Genomic DNA, 20,661 nt, shown 5'->3' with positions numbered 1-20,661 from the left:
CTCAGGCCGGGGCTGCTTTTTTTTCGACCTTTTTTCCTCCTTCCATGCCGCCAGCCACCTCCCCCGCACCTGCACCTGAACGATTGACCAGCCTGGACGCCTTTCGCGGCTTCGTGATCGTCACCATGATCTGGGTCAACTACCTGGCAGGCATGCCCGGCATTGCCTGGTGGCTCGAACATGCGGGGCCGCGCGCCGACGGCATCACCGTGCCCGACCTGGTCTTTCCCGGATTCCTGTTCATGGTCGGCATGGCCATTCCGCTGGCCTTGCAGCGCCATTGCGGCAACGTCACGCCAGCCTTGCTGGGGCGCCTGCTGTGGCGCTCCGCCAGCCTGATGCTGGCCGGCGTGGTGCTGGCGAATGCCTACCGCTACGATGCGCAGGCGGCGCTGCTGCCGCAGGCCGTCTATTTCCTCTTGTTTTATATGGCCATGATCCTGCTGTGGCGCCAGGGCGCGGGCAAGCTGGAACTGGCCGCAGGCGGCGCCCTGATGCTGTTCCTGCTGGCGACGTTCCGCGGCGAATTGAATGCGGAGTTTTCCAGCACCTGGCTGCAACCGTCATGGTGGGGCATCCTCGGCATGATCGGCTGGGCGTATCTGCTGTGCAGCCTGCTGTACCTGGCGTGCCAGGGCAGCGGCACGGCGCTGATGGGCGTGTTTGCCCTGCTGATCACGCTGTACATGGGCGGCACGGCGGGCAGCCTGGATTTCCTGCCGGCGGGTATCAACGGGTTTGTCAACGTGCCGCAAGTGCTCGGTTCGACGGCGGCCAATGTGCTGGCCGGCACCCTGGTGGGCCAGCTGTTCCTGCGCGGCGCCGCCCTGAGCCATGGGCAGCGCATCCGTTTCATGGCGTGGTTCGCGCTGGGACTGTTCGCTGCCGGTCTGCTGCTGCGGCCGTATCACCACATCAACAAGATCGCGGCAACGGAATCCTACACGCTCGTGTGCAGCGCCCTCATCCTGGCCCTGTTCCTCGTGTTTTATGTCGTCATCGACGTGTGGCGCTGGCGCGCTTGGGCGGTGGTGCTGTTGCCTGCCGGAACAAATGCCCTGTTCGCCTACATCGTGCCCGACCTGTGGCAGCAACTGGCGGCCGTGCTGCACCTGCCGCGCTTCTGGTGGCCGTATCTTGAAACGGGCGGCGCGGCCGGCCTGTGGAATGCCGCCGCCGTCACCGCCCTGATGCTGCTCTTCACCGCCCTGGCCACGCGTTACGGCCTGAAGCTGAAGTTCTAGACTTTGATATAGATCTTGCGCTTGTCCATGCCGTAGGCGATCAGCCAGCACAGCAACATGAAGCTGATGGCAAACAGCATGGACCCCACGCGCGCCGGCGCCCAGCCCGTAAACCAGTGCGTGTACAGCCACTGGTACAGATTGCCGCCGCCGATGCGCACGGTAAACGCGATGATCACCAGCACTTCCGACACCAGGTAAATGAAGAGCGTGTTCTTGCCGAAGACTTCAAAGAAATACGTCCAGCCAGTCATTTGACGTACGTCAATGATGTACATCAGCAGCGCCAGCAGCAGCAAGTCCAGGCCGATACCCACCATCACGTAAGAGCTGGTCCACAGCTTCTTGTTGATCGGAAACACTTCATTCCAGCACAGGGCCACGGCCACGCAAATGACGCCAGCCACGACCAGCTGATACAGCGCGGCACGCAGCTGCGCCGGCGCCGTCTGGCGCACGAAGCTGCCCGCCAGGTAGCCGGCAATCACATTGACAATAGCCGGCAAGGTGCCGAGGATGCCTTCCGGATCGAAGGCGATGCCTTCGCCGTGGTACAAATGGCTGTCGCCCAGCAGGATCAGGTCCAGCTTGGCCGGCGCGTTGCCGTGCAGGCTGTAATCGCCCCAGGTCGCCAGGATGGCCCAGTAGCCGAGCAAGGCGCAGGCGCTGAACACCAGCGCGCCGCGCGTCTTCCAGTAATGCAGGATCAGGGCGGCGGCCAGGTAGCATACGGCGATGCGCTGCAGCACGCCGGGGATGCGCGTGTGCGACAGCGGCGACCAGGCGAACTGGCCCGCATCGTCGAGCTTGAAGAAGGGGAACCAGTACAGCAGGAAGCCCAGTAAAAAAATCAGCGCGCTGCGCTTGCACAGCCTGGCCAGCACGGCGCCATGGCCCAGATGTTCATATTTCCCCAACGCAAACGCCAGCGCATTGCCGACGACAAACAAAAAGCTGGGGAAGACCAGGTCCGTGAGGGTAAAACCATGCCATTCGGCATGCAGGAACGGCGCATACACGCTGCCCCAGTCGCCGGGCGTATTGACGACGATCATCAGGGCCACGGTCAGGCCGCGCAGGACGTCGAGGGCGAGGTAGCGCTGGTTCATGGCTGCGCCCCCTTCAGGATGGGCGCCATGGCCGTACCCAGCACATGCTGCGCATCACCGCTCAATTCCCAGAACATGCCGCCACGCAAGCCCTTGTCGCGGATATAGCGCACTTTATGCGCCACCGATTGCGCATCTTCATAGCTGATGAACACGCCGCTGTCGCGGTTGTACAGATACGGTACTTGCGACGCGGCATTCCAATGGCGCTGGAAGCCCCGCGCGCCCTTGCCCTCGGCCAGGTAGCCTTGCTCGAGCAGATACCGGTAAGTAAATGTCGGCGTAGCGTCGTTGCCGCTGGCGGCGCCCTGGCAAGGCTGGTACAGTCCATCGCCGCGGGGACCGGCGGCGCACTGCTTCCAGCCATAGCCATAGAAGGGCACGCCCAGCACCAGCTTGGCGGCAGGCACGCCGGCGCGCAGGAAGCGCGTCACGGTGGCGTCCGCATACAGCTGCTTGTCGCGCTGCGGGTCGGCGGGGTCGGCATGCAGGGGCGCCAGCTGGCCACTCTCGGCATCCCACACGCCGCGGTAGTCATACGTCATCAGGTTGATCCAGTCCAGCTGCGCCGCCAGGCGGACGATCCAGCCGGGCGAAGCGTCGCTGTCGTCGCTCAGGCTGGCATGCGCGCCGGCGGCGATGGTGATCAGGTAATGGCGGCCGGCATCCTGCTTGCCGGCCTGCTCGAAGGCGCTGCGCAGTTCGCTCGCGAGGCGCACATAGTTTTCCTTGTCGTCGGCGCGATGGCAGAGCTTGCCTTCGATACAGGGAATCCCCCCAGTGGCCGGATGTTCCCAGTCGATATCGACGCCATCGAGGCCATGCCGGCGTACCAGTTCCAGCGCGGAGGCGATGAACGCCTGGCGTGCGGCCGGCGTGGCGGCCACGTCCGAAAAGCGGTTCGACCAGATCCAGCCGCCCACCGACAGCAGGACGCGCAACCGCGGATGACTTTGCTTGAGCGCATTGAGCTTGCGCAAGTTATCGGCATCGGCTTGCGGCGCCGGCAGCACGATGCTGCCATTGGCCGGCCGGGACGGCTGGCCCTGCGCATCCAGGCAGGCGCTCACGCCGCCGCCCTCGGGCGCCGGGTTGCCATGTTCGCCATCCCAGCAGATGTCGGCGAACGCGTACTGGATCAGGCTGACATTGCCAGCGCGAATATTGTGCTCGTTAACGGGAAAATCGGCCGATTTCCAGCCGGGATAATACGCCACCACTTCCGGCGCGAAGGCCGGCGCGGCAGGAGCGGAAGGACTGGCGGAGGCGGCGGCCAGTGGCAGTGCGCAGGCGAAGCAAGCCAGCATTGCGTGTAATGTCATCGGATGTATCTCACCATGTAAAGAAAAGCATCTTGCAATAAAAAAATGGCGGAGCCAACTGCGCTCCGCCATTGTCATGCCATCCCGGGTGTCCGCCGGGAGGCATTAACCAAGTAAAACGTCTTACATCTTGCCACGCAGGCCAAAGAATACCTGGCGGCCGTTCTTGTAGAACGCGCGCGGCTGGTCTTTGGTCGACGCATACGACTTCAACAGCGGATCGTTCAGGTCCTTGCCTTCCAGCGACAGGGTCAGGAACTCGTTGATGTTGTAGTTGATGGAAGCCGAAACGGTGCCGACGTCATCCTGGTAAATGGCGCTCTTGCGATCCAGTCCGTTCAGGAAGGCGGAACGGAAGCTGTAGTTCAGGCGCGCGCTCCATTTGGCGTTTTCAAAGAAGCCCGACAGGTTGTACGAGTTCTTCGACGTGCCGACCATATCGCAGTTGCCTTCATCGGCGCAAGCCGATTTTGGCGCCGCTTGCGTTTCCTTGCCGTCGGCATAGGTGTAGTTGGCGCTGAAGCCGAAACCATTACTCAGGTCCTGGGTGTACTGCAGTTCCACGCCACGCACACGCGCCTTGGTATTGATGGCGGCGCTCATGTTGTAATCCGTTACGCGGCCCAGAGTCGCGTTGTAGAACTGCGCCACCGACGAACCGTAGGTGACATACGAAGCCAGTTTCATCTGATACAGGTTCACCGCGATCAGCGACTTCGGCATGAAATACCATTCCACGCCCGCATCGACGTTGTTCGACATGATCGGCTTCAGGTTCGGATTGCCGCCGGAACCGGACATCGTCAAGTCGTTCAGGCTCAAGGCACCCAGGGCGCCAAAGTCAGGACGCGCCATGGTGCGGCTGGCCGCGCCGCGCAACACGACATCCTTCGCCAGGTCCGTGCGCAAGTTCACGCTCGGCAGGAAGTTATTGTAGGTATTCGAGCTGAGGGTCGGTTTCCACACGTCGTTCGGCGATGCATTGGCCACGTCAATCTGGGTCTTGACATAACGCACACCGAAATTACCTTGCACGTCGGCAAAGTTCAGGTCACCCATGACGTAGGCGGCATTTGCTTTTTCCGTCATCTGGAATTCGCTTTGGTAAGCATGCTTGTTATACGTCGCGTACTTTTCGCCCCACTCCTTCATCGAGGAACCGCTGAAGGTCCAGGGATTCTGCAGCACGTTAGACAAGGGACTGGTCGGATAACGCGTCAACCCTTTCGGCGCATTCTCCAGCAGGCCGGCGGCCGCTGGATAGCTGCCTTCGAGCCAGGTCAGGGAACGGTCATGCTTGGCGGTGCGCAGGCCAAAACGAATGTTCGGCACGGCGTCCCATACAGTGCTGTAGGTGCCGTCGACCTGGCCATAGTTTTCCTTGTCACGCGTGGTGACGTCCGTTGCCCAACCGGTGAAGAATGGGGCGCCGGTGCGCGGATTCAACGTCGAGGCATTGTCGATGACGACATTGGCTGGCGCATCGATGCCATGCATGGTCAGACTGCTGCCCGAATAGGCCAGCCAGCCTTCATACGCGTAGTCGCGGGCGTGACCCGTGCCGCGCGTGGTACCAACCTGGCCAGTAAACTTCAGATTGGCGTTGGCGCGGTACTTGAAGTTAAAGTCGACAAATTTCGAATCGCTGTAAGAACCTGGACGGGCAATGATGTCTTGCACCGAAGCGCCCATTGCCGAGCAATCGGCGACCGGGCACTTCGACGGGAAGGCGATCGAAGTAATCGTGTTGCCCTTGAGCGTGTAGGACGACGGGATGGCGCCGCCCACGTTGCTCCAGTTATTCGACAGGACTTGATACGGCGCCAGCATGAAGTTGGTATTGACGTTGTCCGCATCGAGACGGGTGTAGAAACCGTTGACGTTGAAGCTCAGGTCGTTCGACACCTTGTATTCGATGTCCAGCGAGCCGCCCTTGCGCTCGCGCTTTTGCTCGAACAGCGAAGAACCCGTCAGGAACGACAAAGTCTTGCCTGCGACTTCGGGATTGGCGGCAATCCAGGCTTTTGCATTCGTGTTGTCAAGCTTTTCCCACCACAGGAATTCCTGGCCCTGGCGGCGCAAGGTGCGTTTCTCGTCAAACACCTGCAGCAAGATACCCAGGTCGTTGGCTTCGTTTTTCCAGTTGATCAAGCCGCTGACTTGCACGTCGGTTTTCTTGGCCGATTCCGTGTAAGCGCCTTCGATCGAACCCATCAAGGTCAGGTTTTTCTTGAAGCTCAAGGGTTTGCGGGTTTCGATATTGACATTGCCAGCGGCGCCGCCTTCGATCAGGTCGGCTTGCGAGCTCTTGTGAACAGTCACGCGGCCGATCAACTCGGACGGGAACATACTATAGCTGACGCTGCGACCGCCGCCCGTGATATTCGAGATATACCAGTCGCCGCTCGAGACGGTGTGGCCGTTAAGGGTGGTCAAGGTCAGGTTCGATGGCGTGCCTTTGAGGCTGACGCGGTCATTGTCGCCAAAGCCACCTTCGGAGCCGCCTGCCGTGGCGACGGACACGCCAGGAATGCGCTGCAGCGAATCGGCCACGCTCTTGTCCGGCATCTTGCCTACGTCTTCGGCCGTGACGACTTCGACCAGGGAGTCGGAATTACGCTTTTGATTGAGCGACTGGGCCATTGCGGCGCGCACGCCGGTCACCACCACGACACTTGAATCCGGTTGCACTGCTTCCTGCGCCTGGGCGGCAAAACTCGCACCCAATACCATCAACCCCACGGCTGCCGCGATAGGCGTCAGGCGCGTTACACCGCTAGCTGTCAAATTGCGTTTCATGTACTCCCCCTTGATTTAGGCTCCAGGATTGGAACCTTTTCATTTTTAATGTAGGTCTTCTTTCCAGCCCGCCCATTCTCGCCGGCATGCTGCAGACCCTTCGGCACAACCACTTACAAAACCAATTCAACGCCAATATACTACTATCCAATACCAGAACACTACCAGTTGCAACTTTTTTTTTATAACGTTGTTTGAATCACACAGACCACTTTATCCAAATCAATCTGTAGCCCGTATGAGCAGGCTAAATACCTGCGAGGCCAGGCATAAATTGCTGGCCTGATAATTCAAATTGGTTTTATAACGGCCTTTTTTGGTATTATCGAGCGACACAAAACAGATACAGAGCGCGTCTGCAACGCGCCGTAACGGAGACCCTCAGCGTATGACCACCCTGGCTCACATCATGCAAGGCCTGGGGCAGACGAGTAGCCTGCCCCTGTACCAGCAACTGCAGCGCGCGCTGCGCGAAGCGATCGACAAGCGCATCCTCGGCCCCGAGGAAGCCTTGCCGGCCGAGCGACAGCTGGCCAGCGACCTGTCCGTCTCGCGCATCACCGTGCGCAAGGCCATCGATGGCCTCGTCAACGAGGGCTTGCTGGTGCGGCGCCCCGGCTCGGGCAATTTCATCAATACGCGCATCGAGAAAAATTTCGCCAAGCTGACCTCGTTTTCCGAGGACATGCGGGCGCGCGGACGCACGCCGCGCAGCGTGTGGCTCAAGCGCGCAGAGGGCACCGTCACGCCGGAAGAGGCCTTGCGCCTGCGGCTGTCGCCGGGCGCGCCCGTGTACCGTTTCCACCGCATCCGCTATGCGGACGAGGTGCCGATGTGCCTGGAGTACGCGACCATCGTCGCCAGTTGCCTGCCAGACCTCGACGCCGTCGATATCTCCATGTATGACGCGCTGGAACAGGCGGGCAACCGGCCCGTGCGCGCCTTGCAGCGCCTCAGCGCCTTGTTGTTGACGGGGGAGCAGGCCAGCCTGTTGCAGGCGGAGGAAGGTGACGCGGGCTTGTCGGTGGAAAGACTGGGCTTTTTGCGCGATGGCCGCGCCGTGGAATTTTGCCGCTCCTACTTCCGCGGCGATATGTATGACTTCGTGGCCGAATTAAGTACCAATTAATACCAGCTGCCCGAATTTCTCAATACCAGATAACACCACTTATTGCAGTGCAATATATATGCCGGTATCACGCCGAATATATGCACGGCAATGGTGCAATCATCGGCGGCGATTATGTTGCTATGTACGGAGAATATAAAGGAAGGCCGTGCGATACGGTTTTGCGCATTGCAGCAAAACGTGGCGTGATGCGTCAGGCCGCGGACGCGGCGCGGCGGCCCATGCATAGCAAAATCACGCCCAGCGCCACGCACAGCCAGCCGAACAGCGGCCCCAGCCATCCAGCCGAAGGGGAGACAGACCGGTGCGCCGGCAGCGGCGCCAGCAAGGTGCTGCCCGGCATGGCGCTGCTGGCCCGCTCCGCCAGCACGCGTCCATACGCGTCGCTGACCGTCAGCACGCCCTCGCGCGCCGCGCGCAGCACGGCATAGCCGTTTTCCACGCCGCGCACGACGGTCATGCGCGCGCCCATCCAGGCGTCCAGCTGGAAATCCCAGGCCGGCACCAGCATCGCCTGCGCCCCGGCCGCGCCATACGCCTGCCCCAGGGGCGCGAAATGCATGTCCTTGCAGATGGCCAGGCCCATGGCCTGCCCCGCCACCGGCTGCACGGCGTACGCGCTGCCAGCAAGAAACTCGCGCTCGGGCGGCGCCAGATGATGTTTCTGATAGCTGACGGGCGCGGTGCCATCGGGCGCGAACAGCCAGGCCAGGTTGCGCCGGCCGGCAGCGTCCTGCACGCCTAGCCCCAAGGTGATCCACGCGCCCGTGCTACGCGCCAGCGCCTGGAAACGCTGCCGCACGGCGTCCGCCTGCGCGGGTTCCAGCACGGCTATCTTTTCCGGCAGCAGCACCAGCGTGGCGCCCTGTCCGGCCAGCGCTTCGACGTGGCGCGCGTACTGGTCCCAGATGGCTTGCGCGCGCGCCGGCGGCGTGGCCGGGCCGATAAAGTCATCGATGGCCACCAGTCCCGCCAGCGGCCCGGAAGGAGTCGGGGTACCGTGCACCCGCCAGGCGCCACCGGCGAACGCGGCCGCCAGCAGCAACACGGTCACGCCCGCCACTGGCGCATACACACGGCCACCGGCCAGCAACAGGGCCAGCGCGGATGGCGCCAGGCACAACATGAACAGCAGGCCAGGCACGCCCGCCAGGGCCGCCAGCTGCAGCACGGCAAGGTTATCCGCTTGCGAATACGCGAGGCTGCCCCAGTTGCCGTCCGGCAGCAAGGCCGCCATCAAGGTATCGATTGCCACCCACAGCACGGGATACACCAGCACCGTCCAGCTTGCCCGGTAGCGCAGCACGAGGCGCCGCGTGGCCAGCACCACCAGCAGCCATAGCAGTGCCTTGACGGCGATCGCGGCCAGCACGGCCGGCAAGGGCATGAGCAGGCGGAAATAGTCAACGTTCGACGACAAGCCGAGCATGGCAGCCAGGAACGTCATCCAGGCCGCATCGCGGGGCGACGAGCGCAGGGCCAGCCACAGCACGGGCAGCGGCGCGCACCAGGCCAGCGCGCCCAGCGGCTGCGGCCCCAGCACCCAGTACAGGGGCAGGCCGGCCGCCAGCGCCGCGGCGATTTGCAACAGGCGCTGGCGCAGCGCGGTGCCGCCCGCAAACAGGATCGGCGCAGACAAGGTATTGAGCATGGTCATGCTTTCAAGGGGAGCCAGATTTCCACGCCGCCACTACCGCTGGCGGGGTCGAAATGCTGGTCGTAGCGTTCAAAATCGGGCGCGTCGGCCACTTCCAGGCCGGACTGGGGCAGCCACTCGTTCCACACCGTATGCCAGGTGGCGCGGATGGTGGAAATGTGGCCGCGGTGGTGAAACACGGCATAGCGCCGCGGCGCGATACGCAGCCGCATCCAGCCCTCGGGGGCCTGGGAAAAGTCGCTCACCGGCATGGCGCACAGGTAATCGAAATTGCCCGCATCGTCATTATTGCAGCACACGCCATACAGCACCTGACCGGGCGCCGCATGGGGCAGAAAGCGCTGCCACAGGGCGGGGATGCCGGCAACCGTTTCTGCGCGATAACGTTCGACGAGGCCCGCCAGCAGCAAGGCGGGACCCTGCTCGAAACGGGGCGCTTCCAGGGCCACGCCCGGCGCCACATCCAGTTTGATGGCGTCCACCAGCGCGAGGTTGGCGACGTGGCGCTGGGCCCGCACCTTTTCCGGCGTGAGCTGGAACTGCTCGCGGAAGGCCCGCGTAAATGCCTCGTGGGAACTGTAGCCGGCCTGCAGGGCGACGGCGAGGATGTCTTGCGCGCCCTGCGCCAGCGCGCGGGCCGCCTCGCTGAGCCGGCGCGCCCGCACATAGCGCATCACGGAGTGGCCCGTGGCCAGGCCAAACGCGCGCGTCAGGTGACACGGCGAAGCGCCGCCCACGTGGGCGATATCGCCTAGCGAGATATTCTCTGCATAATGCGATTCGATATACCAGAGTGCCTTGGCCAGATAGTGCATGCGCGCTTCCCGTTGAACGAGCAGCGACTGTAGCATTTTCGGGTGACGGGGATTTGACTGAAATTGCGCAATACGGGCATATTTTCTAGTGCGCTTTTCGTACACCAGCTGGCCGCTGCTGATACGGGCCAGTTCGGCCATCTCCGGGGCCAGGAAGGCGAGCAGGTCGTCGAGGCTGACGACGCCGGAACGCGCGCCCAGATTGTTGACCACGGGCAGACGGCGGATGCCGTTGACGCGCATGCGTTCGATGATGTCGTAGAAGTCGTCGTCTTCGCTGGCCGTCAGCAGTTGCGCGCTCATGATGTCTCCCACCAGCAGGCTGGCAGGTTTGAGGCACATCAATGAAACTAGTCTTACTTTTCTTCGGGAGGCGGCAGGAAGCAGGCTTCGACGATTTGCAGGTCGTTATCCTTGGCAAATTCGCGCACGAAGTGAAACGCCATCGGCTCGATCTCGCGCAACTTGGTGTTGACCACCACCGACTTGACGCCATTGACGACGGTCGGGCGCACGTACGGCGAATACTGGAGGTGCGCGTTGCGCCCGCCACCTTCGGGATTGAAACAGGACATCACTCCACAAAGGCGCTCGGCCCAATCGCTGGGTCGGAATTGCTTGCCATTGCTGGTGAGACCAAGGATGAAGAACTCGTCTGAGAGTTCCCCTGTTTTTTGAGATAACTCGGCCATGTGGCTTGTCGGGACTGGATTGCGTGAATGGCCCCGGCGGGTAAGCCGGGCTGGTAATTCAACTACGTTTGCTGCGGTAAGCCAGTATTATATCTTATAGAAGACTTGGGTTCTACCTCGATCTGCCCTGGCGATGCAAACAGGGGCCGGCACGCCTAGCGCGCCAGCCCCTATTTTAACCTTGTTCCACGCGCAAGGCGCATGGATGGCGCATGTGCGCCCGCGTCAGCCGAGGAAAACGGCGCCCGACATCAACAGCAGCAGCAGCATCCACAGCAGCAAGGCGCGCCACACGAGGCCGACCGTGCTCTGCAAGGCGCGCGCGCCCGGCTCTTCGCCCGGCAGGATATCGCTTTCGCTGTCGCTGTCATCGACGGCCATGTCCGGCGTGACGACCACGCGGGCCGCCGTTTCCGCTGGCGTGCCCAGGCGTACACCCATGGCGCCGCCGCCGGCCGTCAGGATGATGCCGATGGCCTCGTCCTGCCAGCGCTGGGCGAAATTGCGCCAGGCATAGATGGCATCCTCGAAATTGCCCACCACGGCAAACGCCACGGCCGTCAGGCGCACGGGAATCCAGTCGATCCAGTAAAAGGCGCGCGCGGCGAACTGGCCGAATGCTTCATTACGCATGTGTTCAGGTTCGTTCCAGGCGCGCGCCAGGTATTCGGCCACGCGGTACATCACGGCGCAGGCAGGGCCCAGCGGCATGAGGAACCAGAAGAACACGCCAAACACATTGCGATGCGTGGTGACCAGGGCTTTTTCCACGGCGATGCGGGCGATCTCGCTCGCTTCCATGCCCACTGTGTCGAGCTTGGTCCACTCGGCCAGCAAGGTGCGCGCGGTCGCTTCGTCGCCGGCGCTCAGGGCCAGCTGGATCGAGGTAAAGTAATGGCTGTAGTGACGGAAGCCCAGGGTCAGGTAGACGATGAGGACGTTCCAGGCAAAGGCCAGCAGGGTCAGCTGATAATGCTGCAAGAGCCAGTAAATGCCTGCCGTCGGCACCATCAGCACGCCGATCATGAGGAACCAGCCCATGCGGCCATGGTTGGCGTGGCCGGCATTGAACCAGGTCTCCATGCGCATTGCCAGGCTCTTGATTTCGGCGTAGATCGGATTGTCCGCGCGCAAAGGTTTGAGCTGCTCGATCAGCAATGCGCAAAGTATGGAGAGAAATGTCATCAAACGTCCTTTTTGTCTTTTTCAGCAATACCGCAATGCCCGCTACGATAGCGCAGTGCAGTGCTGGAATCAAACTTATTACGTGCGGGGCATCATTTTACGCGCGCAAGAGGTGAAACAGATTGCGCAGCATGCCGGCGGTGGCGCCCCAAATATAGAAGCGTTCGTAGGGCATGGCGTAGAACGAGCGCCGCCCGCCGGGCAATTCCACCGACAGGCGCTGGTGGTTCAGGCCATCCATGAGGAAGGCCAGCGGCACTTCGAAAATTTCCGCCACTTCGGACGGGTCGGCGCGCAGCTCGAACGGCGGCGTCACCAGGCCCACCACGGGCGTGACCTGGTAGCCAGTGCCCGTCAGGTAGTCGGGCAGGCAGCCCAGCACTTCGATGTGCTCGCGCGCCAGGCCCACTTCTTCTTCCGTTTCGCGCAAGGCCGTGGCGATGGGCGACGCATCGACAGCTTCGCTGCGCCCGCCGGGAAAGCTGACCTGGCCCGCATGGCTGCTCAGGTGATCGGTGCGCATGGTCAGCAGGATGGTCAGGCCCTGCGGCCGTTGCACGAGGGGAATGAGCACGGCGGCGCGTACGGGCACGGCGCGGGCGGAAAGGAAATCCTGGGTAATCTCGGGCTGCCAGTCGGGCTGTTCGGCCAGGCGCTGGCGCAGCCAGCCGGGCGTCAGGCGCACGGCGTCCAGCGCCGCCTCGCCGGCGATCGAATCGATGGCGAGTTGTTTTGGATCAAATGCGATAGTGGCCATGGCAGCTTGCCTCAATAGCAATTCAGAATAAAAAAAGGGGCACCATCAGAGGCACCCCTTTTCCCAACGCAGACGCTGATATTACGCGCTTGCTTTCGCCACAACGCGGCGATTTGGCAATTTTTCTTTGATACGCGCCGATTTACCCGAACGCTCACGCAGATAGTACAGCTTGGCGCGGCGAACATCACCACGGCGTTTCACTTCGATCGAAGCGATCAGCGGCGAGTACAGTTGGAACGTACGCTCAACGCCTTCGCCGGACGAGATCTTGCGAACGATGAAGTTCGAGTTCAGGCCACGGTTACGACGGGAGATAACGACGCCTTCGTAAGCCTGGGCGCGCTTGCGCGTACCTTCGACTACGTTGACGCTGACGATAACGGTATCGCCTGGTGCGAAGTCAGGAATCGATTTACCCAGACGGGCGATCTCTTCTTGCTCTAATTGTTGAATCAAGTCCATTTTATAACTCCGAAAACCATCATGCCGGCGCACTGTGGATAGCAAGTATCCGCCCGGTAGAGGATGGGTATTACCAATTTGGGCAACATGCCCGGCACTGCAAAGCCACCCTGCCCGCCATCCGAAGACGGCTTACAGGCTGGCCAGGAATTTTTCGTCGGTCTTGCTGAGCAAGCCGGCGGCGCGCGCACTGACCAGCAGGTCAGGCCGCTTTGTCGCAGTCGCTTCCAGCATGCGCTGGCGGCGCCACTTGACGATCTCGGCATGATTGCCACCCATCAAGACGGGCGGTACGGCCATGCCTTCATATGTTTCCGGCCGCGTGTAGTGCGGCGAATCGAGCAAGCCATTGACGAAGCTATCCTCGATGGCCGATGCCTCGGTGTTCAAGACACCCGGCAACAAGCGGATCACCGCATCCATCAGCGCCATGGCAGGCAATTCACCGCCAGACAGGACGAAGTCGCCGACGCTGATTTCTTCGTCGACGCAACGGTCCAGCAAACGCTGGTCCACGGCTTCATAGCGGCCACACAGGATCACCAAACCAGGTTCGGCTTTCAGCTGCGTGACGCGCTCGTGCGTCAGCGGACGGCCTTGTGGCGACATGAACACCACGCGGGGCGCCGCCAGGCCCAATTCGGTCTGGCGTTGCTTCGCGGCATGAATTGTCGCTTCGAGGGGACGGGCCATCATCACCATGCCGGGGCCGCCGCCATACGGGCGGTCATCCACGGTACGGTGATTATCGGTGGTGAAATCACGGGGATTCCACAGCGACAAACCACATTTCCCCTGCTCGAAGGCGCGCCGGGTCACACCCGACTGCGTCAGCGCGGCAAACATTTCCGGGAACAGGGTCACGACATCAAATTGCATCGCTCACCATCCTGCAACGTTTGCCCGGCGCATTGTTAAGCGCAGGCGGTTTAATAATCGAGGCCCCAGTCGACCGTGATCTTGTTGGCAGCCTTGTCAACGTTAATGACAAACTGGCCAACAAACGGGATCAGGCGCTCAGGCGCCTTTTCAACGGTCTCATCGGCAGTGGCGACGGGCGCAACGCGCAAGATCGACTGCGGACCATTGCTCATCATGTCGTGCACTGTGCCGAGGCACTCGCCTTGCAAATTCTCGACTGTCAGTCCGATCAGATCGGACCAATAAAATTCACCGGCCGTCAGCGTCGGGAAATGGCTACGCGGAATTTGCACAGAGACGCCTTTCAGCGCTTCTGCGGCATCCCGCCCGACCACACCCACCAGCTGGGCCACGACGTCGCCGCCGTGTAACTTCGCTTGCCTGACTTGAACATCATGCAAGGTCGGTTTATCAAACCACCAGGTTTTGACGCTTAATAATGCATCCGCGTCGTCGGAGAAAGGAGTGATCCTGACCCCGCCAGCAATGCCATAAGCACCGGAGACATAGCCTACCTGTACCAGGTCATCGGGGACTTTCACCCCGGATGCAGTCTTGACCGTCAAACCAGTGATCTAATTAAGCTGCTGCTTTGTTGTTGCTAGCTACCAGGCGAGCAACGGTTGGCGACAATTGTGCGCCAACGCCTTGCCAGTAGGCCAGACGGTCTGCGGTGATACGCAGTGGAACTTCGCCACCTTGCGCCATCGGGTTGTAAAAACCGATACGCTCAATGAAGCGACCATCGCGGCGATTGCGCGAATCAGTAGCGACGATGTTGAAGAACGGGCGCTTCTTGGCGCCTCCACGAGCTAAACGAATAACGACCATAATATTTCCAAAAAGTGTGCTGAGGCGGAAAAAGCCGCAAATTATAGCGCGCTTTACCGCCAGGCAGCAAGCGTTATGATGACGGGCGTGTAATTTGGGCTAATCAAACATTATGACCAGTCATGGCCGAAGACGCAATAGGCGCGTGCGCCTATCGTGCCGGCCATGGCTTGAAATCAGGCGAAATCATTACATAAACGCCACAGGAAAGTGCTATCGTTGTGCGAGAGGATGACCGATACTGGCAATCTTTACCGATGAGCAACTCTGGAGTCCCATGACCACCGCTACCATTTTGCAACAGTCGCACAAGAACAAGGCTTTCACGACACTGCTGGCCTTCCTGCTGGGCATGCTGGGCGCCCACCGCTTCTACCTGCATGGCGCCAAGGACCGGTGGGGATGGCTGCACCTGGCCGCCCTGCCCGCCTCCCTGCTGCTGCGCCAGCTGCTTCCCGAAGCCGACTGGTTTTACCAGATATTGCCGCTGACCCTGTCCGCCCTGCTCGGCTTCCTGGAAGCGCTGGTACTGGGCCTGATGCCGGACGACAAGTGGGATGCGCGCTACAACGCCGCCTCCGGCCACCTGTCGGACACGGGCTGGCCCCTGGCCGTGGTGCTGGTCGCTACCTTGATGCTAGGCGCAGGCATGCTGATCGCCACCATGGCGCGCCTGTTCGACTTGCTGTATACAGGCGGTGCCTACGGTTAATTTCCGCATGGAAATGCCATCATTTGCCACGCCCCGCACGCACATGTAAGTGTTGGTAAGCAATCATGATTTTCCTCTATACTGCATTCACAATGCCGACATTACTGGCACATTCAACACCCCTAGGAGAAGATCATGATTCGTCGCCCACTCATCCTCGCAGTCGCCGTCACGGCCCTGTTCAGCACCTCAGCCTTCGCGCAAAACCTGTCGCCGAAGGCCCAATACGCCTACGACACGAAGCAAGCGAACACGCGCTACGCAGACGACAAGAAACTGTGCGCAGAAGAAAGCAGCTCGAAAGCCCGCATGCAATGCCTGCGCGATGCCAAGGGCGAATACGACCAGGCCATCATCAACGCCAAGGCCGCGCAAAAAGCCGGCAACTCGTATGCAGGCCAGAACAACAAGCCAGCTCAACAGCAGATCTGCGCCGATTGCGGCAAGGTGCTGGCAGTCAACGTCGCTGAAAAAGCCGGTGAAGGTGGCGCCCTGGGCATGATCGGCGGCGGCGTGGCCGGCGCCCTGCTGGGCCGCCAGGTCGGCGGCGGACGCGGCAAGGATCTGGCCACCCTGGCCGGCGCAGCAGGCGGCGCTTTCGCGGGCAAGCAAGTCGAAGGCCACATGAAAAACAGCAAGGTGTGGACCGTCACCGTGCAATATGAAACGGGCGCCAAGGCTGACTTCGCTTTTGACCAGGATCCAGGCCTGGCAACTGGCGACCTCGTGCGTAATTCCGGCAACGGCATCGCCCGCCGCTAAGAACGCAGAACTAAATAAAAAAGCGCTGGAGATCACTCTCCAGCGCTTTTTTTACATACTGCCGGCTTTCACCGGCCAGGATGCCACTTAAAACTGCTCTTCCGACAGCGCCATCACGCCGGCGCTGCCGTCGATGATGGTGGCGCGCAGTCCTGGCGCTTGCGACAGGATGTGGTCGGCAAAGAAGCGTGCCGTGGCGATTTTTGCCTTGTAGAACGCCGCGTCGCCGCTGCCTTCTCCCAGCCTTTGCTGCGCCACCACGGCCGCGCGCGCCATTTGCCAGCCGCCCAGCACGATGCCGGCCAGTTTCAGATACGGCACGCTGCCCGCAAACACGGCCTTGATGTCCGTCTTCATGTTCGCCACTACGTACTCAACTACCGCTTCGAGCGCGGCGCTGCCTTCGGCCAGGTGGCGTTGCATGGCCTGGAAGTCGGCACCGGAGAGTTCGCCCAACTGGACTTCCGTGGCGCGCACCTGGGCAATGATGGCTTTCGCCACGGCACCGCCGTCGCGCACCGTCTTGCGGCCCACGAGGTCGTTGGCCTGGATGGCCGTCGTGCCTTCGTAGATGGTCAGAATCTTGGCGTCGCGGTAATGCTGGGCGGCACCTGTTTCCTCAATGAAACCCATGCCGCCATGCACTTGCACGCCATCGCGCGTGACGTCCTGCGACATTTCCGTGGCCCAGCCCTTGATGACGGGTACCAGGTATTCATAGGTCGCCAGGCTTTCCGCGCGCACGTCCGCGTCCGGATGGTGGTGCGCCACGTCGCTGATGGCCGCGCCCACGTAGGCCAGCGCGCGCGCCGCCTCAGTCTGCGAGCGCATGGACATCAGCATGCGGCGCACGTCCGGGTGGTGGATGATGGAGACGGGGCCGGGTGAACCGGCCAGGTCGCGCGACTGCACGCGGTCCTTGGCGAACGCCACGGCCTGCTGGTAAGCGCGCTCGGCCAGGCCGATGCCTTGCAGGCCGACGCCGAAGCGGGCCGCGTTCATCATGATGAACATGTATTCGAGGCCGCGGTTTTCCTCGCCCACCAGGGTGCCGATGGCGCCGCCGTGGTCGCCAAATTGCAATACGGCCGTCGGGCTGGCCTTGATGCCCAGCTTGTGTTCGATCGACACGCAATGGGCGTCGTTGCGCGCGCCCAGGCTGCCATCGGCATTGACGAGGAATTTCGGCACGATGAACAGCGAGATGCCTTTCACGCCAGCGGGCGCATCCGGCGTGCGGGCCAGCACCAGGTGGACGATGTTTTCCGCCATGTCGTGCTCGCCGTACGTGATGAAAATCTTCGTGCCGAACACTTTATAGGTGCCATCGCCCTGCGGCACGGCGCGCGTGCGCACGGCGGCCAGGTCGGAACCGGCCTGCGGCTCCGTCAGATTCATGGTGCCCGTCCACTTGCCTGACACCAGGTTTTCCAGGTAGACAGCCTTCTGCTCGTCGCTGCCAGCCGTCAGCAGCGCTTCGATGGCGCCGTCCGACAGCAGGGCCACCAGGGCGAACGAGATGCTGGCCGAGTTGAGCATTTCAATGCAGGGTGTGGCCAGCAGCTTGGGCAAGCCCTGGCCGCCGAACTCCGTCGGATGCTGCACGCCCTGCCAGCCCGCTTCGCCATACGCCTTGAAGGCTTCCTTGAAGCCTTTCGAGGTGGTCACTTGCCCGTCGTGCCAAAAACTCGGTTCCTTGTCGCTGGGGCCGTTCAAGGGGGCCACCACGCCGCCGCAGAACTTGGCGTTCTCTTCCAGCACGGCTTCAGCCGTGTCGGGCGTTGCGTCTTCGCAGCCAGGTAGCGTATGGATTTCGGCCAGGCCGGCCAGTTCGTTCATCACGAACAACATGTCTTTCAACGGGGCTTGATAGCTCATCTTCTTTTCTCCAAGAAAAAAGCCACGCGCGGCTCGCCGTGTGGGGCGGGCCGGCGTGGCTTTGTCAGTAACAAAACCGGAAGGGGTGTGACTTAACCCAGTTCTTTGACCAGTTGCGGCACGATCTCGAACAGATCGCCCACGATGCCGTAGTCGGCCACGGCAAAGATCGGCGCTTCCGGATCCTTGTTGATGGCGACGATGGTTTTCGAGTCTTTCATGCCGGCCAGATGCTGGATCGCGCCCGAGATGCCGACGGCGATGTACAGCGATGGCGCGACGATCTTGCCCGTCTGGCCCACTTGCCAGTCGTTCGGCACGAAGCCGGCGTCGACGGCGGCGCGCGAAGCACCCATGGCGGCGCCCAGCTTGTCAGCCAGCGGCTCCAGGATGTGGAAGTTCTCGGCCGAACCCATGCCACGGCCGCCCGACACGATGATTTTCGCGGCGGTCAGTTCAGGGCGGTCGGACTTGGCCAGCTCGCGGCCCACGAAGGCCGATTTGCCATTGTCGGCAACGGCGGCGACGGTTTCCGTGGCAGCCGAACCGCCGGTGGCGGCAGCGGCGTCGAAACCGGTGGTACGCACGGTGATGACCTTGACCTTGTCGCCAGATTGCACGGTGGCAATGGCGTTACCGGCGTAGATCGGGCGCTCGAAGGTGTCAGGCGAGTCGACCTTGGTGATTTCCGAGATTTGCGCCACGTCCAGCTTGGCGGCCACGCGCGGCAGGATGTTCTTGCCGTAGGCGGTGGCTGGCGCCAGGATGTGGCTGTAGTTGCCGGCGATGGCCAGCACTTGCTCGGCCACGTTTTCGGCCAGGCCGTCGGCAAAATATGGCGCGTCGGCCACGATGACTTTCGTCACGCCGGCGATTTGCGCGGCAGCAGCAGCGGCAGCCGATGCGTTCGAACCTGCGACCAGTACGTGCACGTCGCCGCCGCACTGGGCAGCCGCGGTCACGGTGTGGTGGGTGCTGCCCTTTAAGGTAGCGTTGTCGTGTTCAGCAATAACTAATGCGACCATGATATGTCCTGTAATTGTTCTGGATAGACGGCAAAGCCGCTTAGATGACTTTGGCTTCGGTACGCAGCTTGGCGACCAGGGTAGCGACGTCCGGGACCTTGATGCCGGCCGAGCGCTTGGCTGGCTCGACGACTTTCAGGGTCTTCAGGCGTGGCGCAACATCGACGCCCAGGTCTTCCGGCTTGACGGTCTCGAGCGGCTTTTTCTTTGCCTTCATGATGTTCGGCAAGGTCACATAGCGTGGCTCGTTCAAGCGCAGGTCGGTGGTGATGATTGCTGGCAAGGTCAATGCCAGGGTTTCCAGGCCGCCGTCGACTTCGCGGGTAACGGTGACTTTACCGTCTTCCAGCACGACTTTCGAAGCGAACGTGGCTTGCGGCCAACCCAGCAGGGCTGCCAGCATCTGGCCGGTCTGGTTGCTGTCGTCATCGATGGCTTGCTTGCCCAGGATGATCAGTTGCGGCTGCTCTTTCTCGGCCAGGGCTTTCACCAGCTTGGCGACGGCCAGCGGTTCCAGTTCGGTCGTCGTTTCCACCAGGATGCCGCGGTCGGCGCCGATGGCCATGGCCGTGCGCAGGGTTTCCTGGCACTGCGTCACGCCGCAGGAGATGGCGACCACTTCAGTGACCTTGCCGGCTTCTTTCAGGCGCATCGCTTCTTCCAGTGCGATCTCATCGAAAGGGTTCATCGACATTTTGACGTTGGCGGTATCGACGCCAGTGCCGTCACTCTTGACGCGGACTTTGACGTTATAGTCGACCACGCGTTTGACGGGTACCAAGACTTTCATAGCTATGCCTTTGGGAAATTATAAAAATGACGGATCAAGTGCTGATTGTGCGTTCGATTATAAGAGAAATTTGAATCCTGAACCGAATTTAAGCACGATCGTGCGATTTTTTGTTAGAGCAATCCATCTAAACTGTCCGGCTTTGAGGATTTCAGGGGAGACCGCCGCTACGCTGCAGGGCAGCAAAAGAGCCGGCATGGAAAGGAAAACCAGGCCGCGCCACGGCGGCCCCGGCTGGCAGAATTATTTGCGTTGCATCAGGAAGACAAATTCGGTGCCCGTCTGCACGTGCGACAGCAGGGCGTTGCCCGTTTGCTTGGCGAAAGCCTGGAAGTCGCGCACGGAACCGGGATCGGTTGCCATGATGCGCAGCACTTCCCCACTCTGCAGCTCTGACAAAGCCTTTTTCGCCTTCAGAATCGGCAAGGGGCAATTCAAGCCCCGCGCGTCGAGTTCTTTGTGAAATTCCATAATCTCGGTATCAAGTAGTGTGTCGCTCATCATCAATATCCCGCCATTTTTGTTGTACTGATTTTCGACATACTACTCTAAATCAGGGGCATTGACG

Annotated in this window: 20 protein-coding genes; 4 read left to right on the top strand and 16 right to left on the bottom strand. The window is 61.4% G+C overall.

All coding sequences use genetic code 11. The features are described from left to right. Positions 1-44: 44 nt before the first annotated feature. The gene (locus tag AC3IQ7_RS07320) at positions 45-1,244 is read left to right on the top strand and encodes a DUF5009 domain-containing protein (RefSeq protein ID WP_489208739.1); all 1,200 of its coding nucleotides are present in this window, start codon (positions 45-47) and stop codon (positions 1,242-1,244) included. On the opposite strand, the gene AC3IQ7_RS07315 is transcribed toward AC3IQ7_RS07320, so the two are convergent. The 3 genes from AC3IQ7_RS07315 to AC3IQ7_RS07305 all read right to left on the bottom strand — a co-directional run bounded on the left by AC3IQ7_RS07315 (position 1,241) and on the right by AC3IQ7_RS07305 (position 6,474). Further along, positions 1,241-2,353 carry an acyltransferase family protein gene (locus AC3IQ7_RS07315; RefSeq protein WP_489208738.1) on the bottom strand — a complete coding sequence of 371 codons (1,113 nt, stop codon included), beginning with the start codon at positions 2,351-2,353 and terminating at the stop codon, positions 1,241-1,243. The two genes, AC3IQ7_RS07320 and AC3IQ7_RS07315, sit on opposite strands and share 4 nt — an antisense overlap. Continuing rightward, complete coding sequence (locus AC3IQ7_RS07310) at positions 2,350-3,675, bottom strand: glycoside hydrolase family 18 protein (protein ID WP_489208737.1); 1,326 nt, start codon at positions 3,673-3,675, stop codon at positions 2,350-2,352. Before AC3IQ7_RS07310 ends, AC3IQ7_RS07315 begins: the two co-directional genes overlap by 4 nt. 123 nt (positions 3,676-3,798) lie before the next feature. Then, positions 3,799-6,474 (bottom strand): TonB-dependent receptor, encoded by a 2,676-nt coding sequence (locus AC3IQ7_RS07305; RefSeq protein WP_322427477.1) that lies wholly within the window; start codon positions 6,472-6,474, stop codon positions 3,799-3,801. A 388-nt stretch (positions 6,475-6,862) separates the two neighbouring features. Between AC3IQ7_RS07305 and AC3IQ7_RS07300 the strand changes: the two genes are divergently transcribed. After that, the gene (locus AC3IQ7_RS07300; protein ID WP_077400572.1) at positions 6,863-7,603 is read left to right on the top strand and encodes a GntR family transcriptional regulator; all 741 of its coding nucleotides are present in this window, start codon (positions 6,863-6,865) and stop codon (positions 7,601-7,603) included. A gap of 193 nt (positions 7,604-7,796) precedes the next feature. Here the strand turns inward: AC3IQ7_RS07300 and AC3IQ7_RS07295 are convergent, their stop codons facing one another. From AC3IQ7_RS07295 to rpsP, 9 genes are all read right to left on the bottom strand, one after another. Further along, a complete protein-coding gene (locus AC3IQ7_RS07295) occupies positions 7,797-9,260 on the bottom strand; it encodes a nitrilase-related carbon-nitrogen hydrolase (RefSeq protein ID WP_489208736.1) in 1,464 nt (487 codons plus the stop codon). Further along, positions 9,257-10,417, bottom strand: coding sequence for a GyrI-like domain-containing protein (locus AC3IQ7_RS07290; RefSeq protein ID WP_489208735.1), 1,161 nt, complete (start codon positions 10,415-10,417; stop codon positions 9,257-9,259). The genes AC3IQ7_RS07295 and AC3IQ7_RS07290 overlap by 4 nt, the downstream gene beginning before the upstream one ends. A 14-nt stretch (positions 10,418-10,431) precedes the next feature. Continuing rightward, positions 10,432-10,767 carry a DUF3579 domain-containing protein gene (locus AC3IQ7_RS07285; protein WP_029496213.1) on the bottom strand — a complete coding sequence of 112 codons (336 nt, stop codon included), beginning with the start codon at positions 10,765-10,767 and terminating at the stop codon, positions 10,432-10,434. 225 nt (positions 10,768-10,992) lie between these two features. Next, complete coding sequence (locus tag AC3IQ7_RS07280) at positions 10,993-11,952, bottom strand: CobD/CbiB family protein (protein WP_099379454.1); 960 nt, start codon at positions 11,950-11,952, stop codon at positions 10,993-10,995. A 97-nt stretch (positions 11,953-12,049) separates the two neighbouring features. Continuing rightward, entirely contained in the window at positions 12,050-12,709 is a 660-nt protein-coding gene (locus tag AC3IQ7_RS07275; RefSeq protein ID WP_099379455.1) for a CoA pyrophosphatase, read from the bottom strand. Between the two features lie 81 nt (positions 12,710-12,790). Then, on the bottom strand, positions 12,791-13,174 hold the full coding sequence (gene rplS, locus AC3IQ7_RS07270) for a 50S ribosomal protein L19 (RefSeq protein ID WP_035825414.1): 384 nt from the start codon (positions 13,172-13,174) through the stop codon (positions 12,791-12,793). Positions 13,175-13,306: 132 nt separating this feature from the next. Beyond that, positions 13,307-14,053: a tRNA (guanosine(37)-N1)-methyltransferase TrmD gene (gene trmD, locus AC3IQ7_RS07265; protein ID WP_099379456.1), complete on the bottom strand. Its 747-nt coding sequence runs from the start codon at positions 14,051-14,053 to the stop codon at positions 13,307-13,309. A gap of 50 nt (positions 14,054-14,103) precedes the next feature. Continuing rightward, the gene (gene rimM, locus AC3IQ7_RS07260) at positions 14,104-14,661 is read right to left on the bottom strand and encodes a ribosome maturation factor RimM (RefSeq protein ID WP_489208734.1); all 558 of its coding nucleotides are present in this window, start codon (positions 14,659-14,661) and stop codon (positions 14,104-14,106) included. Positions 14,662-14,674: 13 nt separating this feature from the next. Beyond that, positions 14,675-14,926: a 30S ribosomal protein S16 gene (gene rpsP / locus AC3IQ7_RS07255; protein WP_010395524.1), complete on the bottom strand. Its 252-nt coding sequence runs from the start codon at positions 14,924-14,926 to the stop codon at positions 14,675-14,677. A gap of 277 nt (positions 14,927-15,203) precedes the next feature. Here rpsP and AC3IQ7_RS07250 point away from each other — a divergent pair, with 277 nt between their 5' ends. Together AC3IQ7_RS07250 and AC3IQ7_RS07245 are read left to right on the top strand one after the other, a co-directional pair. Beyond that, entirely contained in the window at positions 15,204-15,638 is a 435-nt protein-coding gene (locus tag AC3IQ7_RS07250) for an NINE protein (RefSeq protein WP_489208733.1), read from the top strand. Positions 15,639-15,773: 135 nt separating this feature from the next. Continuing rightward, a complete protein-coding gene (locus AC3IQ7_RS07245; RefSeq protein WP_489208732.1) occupies positions 15,774-16,400 on the top strand; it encodes a glycine zipper 2TM domain-containing protein in 627 nt (208 codons plus the stop codon). Between the two features lie 87 nt (positions 16,401-16,487). On the opposite strand, the gene AC3IQ7_RS07240 is transcribed toward AC3IQ7_RS07245, so the two are convergent. The 4 genes from AC3IQ7_RS07240 to AC3IQ7_RS07225 form a co-directional block, all read right to left on the bottom strand. Continuing rightward, complete coding sequence (locus AC3IQ7_RS07240; RefSeq protein ID WP_489208731.1) at positions 16,488-18,278, bottom strand: acyl-CoA dehydrogenase; 1,791 nt, start codon at positions 18,276-18,278, stop codon at positions 16,488-16,490. 92 nt (positions 18,279-18,370) lie between these two features. Beyond that, positions 18,371-19,303 carry an electron transfer flavoprotein subunit alpha/FixB family protein gene (locus AC3IQ7_RS07235; protein ID WP_086145064.1) on the bottom strand — a complete coding sequence of 311 codons (933 nt, stop codon included), beginning with the start codon at positions 19,301-19,303 and terminating at the stop codon, positions 18,371-18,373. A 40-nt stretch (positions 19,304-19,343) separates the two neighbouring features. Then, positions 19,344-20,093, bottom strand: a complete 750-nt coding sequence (locus AC3IQ7_RS07230; protein ID WP_099379460.1) for an electron transfer flavoprotein subunit beta/FixA family protein — start codon at positions 20,091-20,093, stop codon at positions 19,344-19,346. Between the two features lie 243 nt (positions 20,094-20,336). Then, on the bottom strand, positions 20,337-20,564 hold the full coding sequence (locus tag AC3IQ7_RS07225; RefSeq protein WP_010395510.1) for a sulfurtransferase TusA family protein: 228 nt from the start codon (positions 20,562-20,564) through the stop codon (positions 20,337-20,339). Positions 20,565-20,661 lie beyond the last annotated feature (97 nt).

The organism is Janthinobacterium sp. GL_088 (genome assembly GCF_057837845.1).
This window is presented reverse-complemented; position numbering and strand designations above follow the sequence as displayed.

What these genes read in the sequence shown, in the direction of transcription:
- AC3IQ7_RS07320 (WP_489208739.1), top strand. Translation starts at nt 45, where the DNA reads ATGCCGCCAGCCACCTCCCCCGCACCTGCACCTGAACGATTGACCAGC.
- AC3IQ7_RS07315 (WP_489208738.1), bottom strand. Translation starts at nt 2,353, where the DNA reads ATGAACCAGCGCTACCTCGCCCTCGACGTCCTGCGCGGCCTGACCGTG.
- AC3IQ7_RS07310 (WP_489208737.1), bottom strand. Translation starts at nt 3,675, where the DNA reads ATGACATTACACGCAATGCTGGCTTGCTTCGCCTGCGCACTGCCACTG.
- AC3IQ7_RS07305 (WP_322427477.1), bottom strand. Translation starts at nt 6,474, where the DNA reads ATGAAACGCAATTTGACAGCTAGCGGTGTAACGCGCCTGACGCCTATC.
- AC3IQ7_RS07300 (WP_077400572.1), top strand. Translation starts at nt 6,863, where the DNA reads ATGACCACCCTGGCTCACATCATGCAAGGCCTGGGGCAGACGAGTAGC.
- AC3IQ7_RS07295 (WP_489208736.1), bottom strand. Translation starts at nt 9,260, where the DNA reads ATGACCATGCTCAATACCTTGTCTGCGCCGATCCTGTTTGCGGGCGGC.
- AC3IQ7_RS07290 (WP_489208735.1), bottom strand. Translation starts at nt 10,417, where the DNA reads ATGTGCCTCAAACCTGCCAGCCTGCTGGTGGGAGACATCATGAGCGCG.
- AC3IQ7_RS07285 (WP_029496213.1), bottom strand. Translation starts at nt 10,767, where the DNA reads ATGGCCGAGTTATCTCAAAAAACAGGGGAACTCTCAGACGAGTTCTTC.
- AC3IQ7_RS07280 (WP_099379454.1), bottom strand. Translation starts at nt 11,952, where the DNA reads ATGACATTTCTCTCCATACTTTGCGCATTGCTGATCGAGCAGCTCAAA.
- AC3IQ7_RS07275 (WP_099379455.1), bottom strand. Translation starts at nt 12,709, where the DNA reads ATGGCCACTATCGCATTTGATCCAAAACAACTCGCCATCGATTCGATC.
- rplS (WP_035825414.1), bottom strand. Translation starts at nt 13,174, where the DNA reads ATGGACTTGATTCAACAATTAGAGCAAGAAGAGATCGCCCGTCTGGGT.
- trmD (WP_099379456.1), bottom strand. Translation starts at nt 14,053, where the DNA reads ATGCAATTTGATGTCGTGACCCTGTTCCCGGAAATGTTTGCCGCGCTG.
- rpsP (WP_010395524.1), bottom strand. Translation starts at nt 14,926, where the DNA reads ATGGTCGTTATTCGTTTAGCTCGTGGAGGCGCCAAGAAGCGCCCGTTC.
- AC3IQ7_RS07250 (WP_489208733.1), top strand. Translation starts at nt 15,204, where the DNA reads ATGACCACCGCTACCATTTTGCAACAGTCGCACAAGAACAAGGCTTTC.
- AC3IQ7_RS07245 (WP_489208732.1), top strand. Translation starts at nt 15,774, where the DNA reads ATGATTCGTCGCCCACTCATCCTCGCAGTCGCCGTCACGGCCCTGTTC.
- AC3IQ7_RS07240 (WP_489208731.1), bottom strand. Translation starts at nt 18,278, where the DNA reads ATGAGCTATCAAGCCCCGTTGAAAGACATGTTGTTCGTGATGAACGAA.
- AC3IQ7_RS07235 (WP_086145064.1), bottom strand. Translation starts at nt 19,303, where the DNA reads ATGGTCGCATTAGTTATTGCTGAACACGACAACGCTACCTTAAAGGGC.
- AC3IQ7_RS07230 (WP_099379460.1), bottom strand. Translation starts at nt 20,093, where the DNA reads ATGAAAGTCTTGGTACCCGTCAAACGCGTGGTCGACTATAACGTCAAA.
- AC3IQ7_RS07225 (WP_010395510.1), bottom strand. Translation starts at nt 20,564, where the DNA reads ATGGAATTTCACAAAGAACTCGACGCGCGGGGCTTGAATTGCCCCTTG.